This is a genomic window from Burkholderiales bacterium (assembly GCA_013695435.1).
GTDB lineage: Bacteria > Pseudomonadota > Gammaproteobacteria > Burkholderiales > JACMKV01 > JACMKV01.
The window spans coordinates 1-7,000 of sequence record JACDAM010000113.1 but is presented as its reverse complement, the minus strand read 5'-3'; the positions used below and the strand labels follow the sequence as shown (position 1 = coordinate 7,000).

Below are 7,000 nucleotides of genomic sequence, written 5' to 3'. Positions count from 1 at the left end.
CCCAAACGCCGGCCGGCCGCCTTCGGCGTAGGCGTGCGCCGCGCGGTTGAACACGCGATTGAACGGACGGAATATCCAGCCGAATAAAAAGTTGAGGACGCGCGTCAAGCCATCCGGTTTCGCGCCGTGCGGTTTCAGCAACACCGCGGCGAGCGCCGGCGACAGGGTCAGTGAATTGATCGCCGAGATTACCGTCGAGATCGCGATCGTGACAGCGAACTGCCGATAGAACTGCCCGGTGACGCCGGACAGAAACGCGATCGGCACGAACACCGCGCACAGCACCAGCGCGATCGCGATAATGGGTCCGCTGACTTCGCGCATCGCCTGGTGTGCTGCGGCTTTCGGCGACAGGCCATTTGCGATGTTGCGCTCGACGTTTTCGACCACCACGATCGCGTCGTCGACGACGATACCGATGGCGAGCACAAGCCCGAACAATGTCAGCGTGTTGATCGAAAAGCCGAGCGCCAGCAGCACGGCGAACGTGCCGACGATAGACACCGGCACCGCCAGTAGCGGAATGATCGATGCGCGCCAGGTCTGCAAAAACAGGATCACCACGAGCACCACCAGCAGCGTCGCTTCGAGCAGTGTCTCGATCACCGCCTTGATCGAATCGCGCACGAACACCGTCGGGTCGTAGACCACATCCCATTTCACACCGCTGGGAAAGAAGTCGTCCAGCTCCGCCATCTTCGCGCGCACATTGTCGGAAAGTTCGATCGCATTCGACCCCGGCGCCTGGAAAATCACGACCGCGACCGCCTGCCGGTTGTTGAGCAGTGAGCGCAGCGCGTATTCGTTCGCGCCCAATTCAAGTCGGGCCACGTCCTTGAGCCGTGTGATATCGCCATTGCTTCCGGTCTTGACGACGATATCGGCGAACTCGTCTTCGGTGACGAGGCGGCCCTGCGCGTTGAGCGAAAGCGTGAAGTCGTTGGCGGTAGGCTGCGGCGGTCCGCCGATGGTGCCGGCGGACACCTGTATGTTCTGCTCGCGAATCGCGCGCACCACATCGCCGGCGGTGAGATTGCGCGCCGCGACCTTGTCCGGATCGAGCCATATGCGCATGGAATAATCGCCGCCGCCGAAAACAAGCGCCTGGCCGACGCCGGGCAGGCGCGCGAGTTCGTCCTTGACGCGCAATGTCGCGTAGTTGCGCAAGTACAGCGCGTCGTAGGTCTGATCGGGCGACAACAGGTGCACGACCATGGTCAAATTCGGCGACTGCTTCTCGGTGGTGACGCCGAGCCGGCGCACGTCCTCCGGCAGGCGCGCGCTCGCCTGACTCACGCGGTTTTGCACCTGTACCTGCGCTAGATCGACATCGGTGCCCGGCTTGAAGGTGACCGTCAACTGCAATACGCCATCGGAGGCCGCGACCGATTTCATGTAGACCATGTTCTCAACGCCGTTAATCGCTTCTTCGAGCGGTGTGGCGACGGTCTCGGCGATCACCTTCGGGTTCGCGCCGGGATAGACAGCGCGCACCAGCACCGACGGCGGCACGACATCCGGATACTCGCTGATCGGCAAGAGCGGAATCGCGATCAGGCCGGAAACGAAGATGACGATCGACAACACGCCCGCAAGAATCGGGCGGTCTACGAATAACGCGGAAAAGTTCTTCATGCGCTCGGCTCCTTGCCGGCGTTGGCGAAGCTCCGAACAAGCGCTGCGTTCGTCCTGAGCTCTGCTCCGTTCGCTCTGAGCTCGTCGAAGGAGCGGTCAAGATCGTACTGATTGCCCGCGACTCGTGGTTCGACAGGCTCACCACGAACGGACTTCTTTGGCGCTTCGTTCTTTGGCGCTTCGTTCGTTGGCACTTCCTTGGTTGGCGCTTCCTTGGGCGCCGGCGCTTGTTCACCCTCGCCCCCTGCGGCTGCGGCCGGTGGTCCCGGTGGCGTCGGCGCGGCGGGTGGATCGCCCATCGTGATGACTTGCGGCGCGACCGGCATGCCGGGGAAGAAAACTTTTTGCACGCCGTGCACGATCACTTTGTCGCCGGCGCTCAAGCCGCGCTCGACGATGCGCAGCCCATCGACCATGCGTCCGGGCTTGATGTCGCGGCGCTGCGCGGTATTGCCTTCGCCTAACACGTAGACGTACTTGCGGTCCTGATCGGTCAGCACCGCCTTGTCATCGATCAGCACTGCCTGGAACGCGCCGCTGGCCAGAACCTTGATGCGGGCAAACATGCCCGGCATGAAGATGCGCTCCTTGTTGTCGAGCACGGCGCGCACGCGGATCGTGCCGGTGCCCGGATCGAGCTGATTATTGATGAAATTCATCAGCCCCTTGTGCGGAAAGCCTTCCTCGTCGCCCAATCCCACGAACACCGGATTCGGTGAGACGCGCGAACTGGGCCGCTCGCCGTCGCGCGCGAGCTTGCTGTAGCGCAGGTGGGTCGCTTCGTCGCCTTCGAAATAAACGTACACGGGATCGAGCGAGACCACCGTCGTGAGCAAAGTCGCCTCCGGAACCATCTCGCCGCCGCTAACCAGATTGCCCGGCGTCACCAGCGCGCGCCCGGTGCGGCCGTCGATCGGCGAGCGAACCGTTGTGTATTCGAGGTTGAGCTTGGCCACTTCCACCGCCGCTTCGGAGGCGCGGATCGCAGCTCTCGCCTGCGTGTGCGCGGCGATGCGTTCGTCATATTCGTCCCGGGACATGACGCGCGTCTGCAGCAACTTCTTCGCGCGTTCGGCCTGCGCGCTCGCCAGAACGGACTGGGCGCGCGATCTCTCGAGCTCGGCTTGCGCGCGATTCAATTCCGCGCGATAGGAGCGCTGGTCGATGACGAAGAGCACGTCGCCCTTCTTGACCTCCGCGCCTTCCTGGAAGTGAATCTCGTCGATGTAGCCGGCGACGCGTGGCCGAATCTGGACCGTATCCACCGCCTCGACATGGCCATTGAATTCGTCCCACTGCGTCACTTCCTTCGAGACGACCGCGGCGACGCTGACCGCGGGTGGAGGCGGCATCTGCGGCGCCAGGGTAGCGTCGCCGCTGTTGCAGCCCGAAAGCACGATCGCCGACAACAAAACCGCGAATGGCGTCAGGCGCGATGTGATGACGCGATCGCGAGAACCGCTGCGCATGATGTGATCGCGAGAATCGCCGCCAATAACGTGATCGCAAAAAGCGCCGCCGTTGACATACTCGCGAAAACCGCTGCGATAGCCGGCGCGCAAACCGGCGAATTCCATCAATTTATCCAGTGTCATGTGCTCTCCGGGCGTGAACGCCGGGTTAATCTTCCGCCTTCAGCAACCGTCATACCGGGGCTCGTCTTTTTCCATGGAATCAAAGCCGTTACCCGGAATCTCCGAATCCGCCACACCTCGTACTGTTGTCGTTGCCCAACATCCATTTTCGACATGAAGCGCAAAATTCTTTATTCAGCGCGAGTTACGCGCGTTGTGCTGCCACAACATCGTCCGCGGACAGGAACACCGGCATCTATTTATCCGTGCAACGCGCGTAGGAACCCAGCCGCACAATCGGCTCGGCAGCCTCGGGATTGCGGATCAAGTCGACGACGCGGCGCGCGACCTCGTCCGCGCCGGTCCAGTCCGGGCACGCGCACTTGGTGTTTTTCTCGGTGCGCACCGGCGTGCCGAGCTGGAGCTGCTGCACCGATACCGGCAACTCTTTGGTTTCCTCACGCAAAACCTGAATCAGCATGCGCAGCGCCACGGCGCTCACCGATAGATGCCCATAACCCGCCCACGTGCATTCCGCGGCCGGACTGCCGAACAAAATGTACAAGCCGTCGCGTCCCGCTTCGGCGAGCAGGGGCAGCAAATGCTTTGCGGCGATGAAATGCGTGACGACGTTGTCCTCGAAGGTGCGCGACAGGAACGACGCGGGGCGGTCGATCAGGCGGCCGCCTTCGATCGGCCCTCCGACGCTTGCGATCACCGTCGTCACCCGCCCGCGTAACGCGCGCACTTCCTTGACCAGCCGCCCTGCATCGGCGTCGGTCGCGACCGAGCCTTGCAGCAGAGTCAGCTTTTGCGGAGCGGCGATGCGCTCGGCGAGCGCATCGAGTCCCTCGCGGTTGCGCGCCACGGCGATGACTTGATGGCCGGCCGCAATCAACTCGCTGACGATGGCGCGACCGATGCCACCGCTCGCGCCCAGGACGAGAACCTTGCCGCTCATACGCGCGGCTCCCGCGCGCCACGGCCGTGAACAAGCGATCCATTCCTTCGGGCAAGATCAGCGCGCGCTGTGTTTGGGATGAAACGCATTCCTTCTTTTCCTCTACTTGCACTGGTGGAGTGAATATTAAAAGATAACAACAAACCCGATTAGCGGGCGTTTTTGAGAATGATTGTTCCAGAATCAGCCATAATGAGGAATGACACAGGAATCGTCCTCATCCTCGGAAACGCTAGCCCTCACTCGTTTGCGAAAGACAGTAGGGCCGGCATGACGGAGGCCAACAAGGAATAGCTCAGCACATGAGCCGCAACCTCAACGACACATTGATGTTCGTCAAGGTGGTCGAAATGGGCAGCTTCACCGCGGCTGCCCGCATGCTCGGCGTGCCGAAGGCGACACTCAGCCGCAAGCTGCAACTCCTTGAGCAGGAATTGGGCGCACGCTTGTTGAAGCGAACCACGCGCCGGCTCGGCCTCACCGAGGCCGGGGCCCTTTATTACGATTACTGCGCGCGCATAGGCCGTGAACTCGCGGAAGCGGAATCAGCCGTCAACCAGTTGCACGGCACGCCGCGCGGCTGGCTGCGTTTTACCGCGCCGTACTCGCTGGGCAGCGATGCGGTCGCGCCGCTGCTGCCTGCCTTCATGGCGCTTCACCCGGAAGTCCGCGTGGAAATGTTGTTGAGCAGCGAAAACCTGGATCTGGTGGCGACCGAAATGGACCTGGCCTTGCGCGTGGGCAAGCTGCAGGATTCGACGCTCGCCGCGCGCCGCCTCGGAATCATCCGTTCGCAGACCTACGCCAGTCCGCGCTATCTCGAGCGTTACGGCGAGCCCTTGCAGCCCCCAGACCTCGAGCACCACCGCACCATCAGCTTGAGCATCTACCGCCACGCCAACCGCTACTGCTGGAAGCTGACCCAGGAAGCGGAGACTGCGGAGGTGTTCGTCAATCCGGTGTTCGCGGTCAACGATCCTTCCTGCATCAATGTCGCTCTCCTGAATGGTCTGGGCATCGGGCTCATGCCCGAGCCATTTGCAGCACCGGCATTGATCGACGGCCGTTTGCGGCGCGTGCTGGCGCCCTGGTCCGGACCTGCGTTTGAGTTGAACGCGGTGTTTCCGCCCGGACGCATGCACGCGCCAAAGGTGCGCGCCTTCGTCGATTTCCTGCTTTCGCAACTCGATCTCGCGGACCTGGCGAGGCCCGCCCATACCAGCGCGGACGCCTGAAGGCGCTCCTGCTCACATCGGTTTGCTCCTTCCCCACTTGCTTGGGAAGCCGGGGTGGGCTCGCTATCGCCCGTCGGGCGAATCGCGCTATCCCGGGGAGAATCGAATTCCGCACACCGGCGCGCGGTGTTAATCTATGCGACCCAAGTGGCACCGAAAGGATAAGCCGCGGCTTAAGAAAAATGATGTTGATGATGTTCTCTCCTTCGTGGCCGGTCTGCCACGAACTCCGGCCATGAACATCCGCTCGCCGCGCGACAAGCACGCATCCGACCATCTCCACACGACAATGGAACTGGCGGAACTGGCGCTGCAGGAAAGCGAGATGCGCAAGAGCGCGATCCTGGAAACGGCGCTCGATTGCATCATCACGGCCGACCATCAGGGCCGCATCATCGATTTCAATCCAGCCGCGCAGCGAACCTTCGGTTATGAGCGCGTAGCGGTGATCGGCAGAACCCTCGCCGAAACCATCATTCCGCCGGCATTGCGCGAAGCGCACGAGCGCGGCATGGCGCGCTATCTGGCCACAGGCGAGGCTGTCGTGCTGGGCACGCGCTTCGAAATCACCGCGATGCGCGCCGACGGCAGCGAGTTTCCGATCGAACTCGCGATTGCGCCTACCCTGGTCAGGGGCCAGCCCGTATTTATCGCCTACCTGCGCGACATCAGTCTGCGCAAGCAATCCGAACAAAAGATCGCCCGCCTGACCAGTTTGTATGCGGCGCTCAGCGAATCCAACGAAGCGATTGCGCGCAGCTCCGATCGCGATTCCCTGTTCCGCGAGGTCTGCCGCATCGCCGTCGCATACGGGCAGTTCAAGATGTCATGGATAGGATTGATCGATCCGGTCCTGCGCCTTCTGGTTCTGGCCGCATCGGAAGGCGACGATCAGGGTTTCTTCAAGACACTGCCATGGCCGCTGGATCTCGACAAGCCGATGGGGGGCGGGCCGGCTGCGACGGCGTGCCGCGAAAACCGGCCTTACATATGCAACGACATCTGCGGCGATCCAAATACGCTGCCGTGGCGGGGCGCGGTAGCGAGCGCCGGTTTTCGCGCGACCGCGTCTTTCCCGATACACCAGCACAACGAAGTTACTGGCGTACTCGGGCTGTACGCGGTCGAAGCCGACTTTTTCGACGCTCAGCTCAGCGATTTGCTGGGGAGGATGGCGGCGAATATTTCGCTGGCGCTCGATAATTTTTCGCATGACGCCGAACGCCGCGCAGTCGCCAAGGCGCTGTACGAAAGCGAAGCGCGCTACCGGCAACTGGTAGACATGTCGCCGGAGGCGATTCTGGTCTGCGACGGCGGCAAGTTCGCTCTCGTCAATCGGGCCTGCGCGCGGATTCTGGGCGTCGCGGATCCGGGGGAACTGATCGGGCGACACATCATCGACTTCGTGCATCCCAGCCATTGCGCTGTCGCGAACCAACGAGCTCGCGATGTTCTTGAGGGGCACGGCGCTGGCGTCTTTACCGAAGCCAGGTGGATGCGCGCCGACGGCAGCGCCTTCGACGCGGAAATCGCGGGGACGCTGATCGAGTACCGCGGACGCACGGTGTTGCAGGCGGTGGTGCGCGACATCAGCG

5 protein-coding genes are annotated in these 7,000 nt (G+C 62.5%); 2 read left to right on the top strand and 3 right to left on the bottom strand.

Annotation, left to right across the window (positions count from 1 at the left end; all coding sequences use genetic code 11):
* The 3 genes from H0V78_06205 to H0V78_06195 form a co-directional block, all read right to left on the bottom strand.
* On the bottom strand, window positions 1-1,635 hold a 1,635-nt coding region (locus H0V78_06205), incomplete at its 3' end, for an efflux RND transporter permease subunit (GenBank protein MBA2351374.1).
* Entirely contained in the window at window positions 1,632-3,104 is a 1,473-nt protein-coding gene (locus tag H0V78_06200) for an efflux RND transporter periplasmic adaptor subunit (protein MBA2351373.1), read from the bottom strand. The genes H0V78_06200 and H0V78_06205, both read right to left, overlap by 4 nt.
* A gap of 361 nt (window positions 3,105-3,465) precedes the next feature.
* Window positions 3,466-4,170: an SDR family oxidoreductase gene (locus H0V78_06195; protein MBA2351372.1), complete on the bottom strand. Its 705-nt coding sequence runs from the start codon at window positions 4,168-4,170 to the stop codon at window positions 3,466-3,468.
* A gap of 302 nt (window positions 4,171-4,472) precedes the next feature.
* On the opposite strand from H0V78_06195, the gene H0V78_06190 reads away from it, so the two are divergent.
* Together H0V78_06190 and H0V78_06185 are read left to right on the top strand one after the other, a co-directional pair.
* Window positions 4,473-5,405 (top strand): LysR family transcriptional regulator, encoded by a 933-nt coding sequence (locus tag H0V78_06190; protein MBA2351371.1) that lies wholly within the window; start codon window positions 4,473-4,475, stop codon window positions 5,403-5,405.
* Window positions 5,406-5,640: 235 nt separating this feature from the next.
* Window positions 5,641-7,000: PAS domain S-box protein (locus H0V78_06185; GenBank protein ID MBA2351370.1), on the top strand; the 1,360-nt coding region annotated here is incomplete at its 3' end.

Bases quoted from the DNA above. Each gene is read 5' to 3' on its own strand.
- H0V78_06200 (MBA2351373.1), bottom strand. From the start codon at position 3,104: ATGCGCAGCGGTTCTCGCGATCGCGTCATCACATCGCGCCTGACGCCA.
- H0V78_06195 (MBA2351372.1), bottom strand. From the start codon at position 4,170: ATGAGCGGCAAGGTTCTCGTCCTGGGCGCGAGCGGTGGCATCGGTCGC.
- H0V78_06190 (MBA2351371.1), top strand. From the start codon at position 4,473: ATGAGCCGCAACCTCAACGACACATTGATGTTCGTCAAGGTGGTCGAA.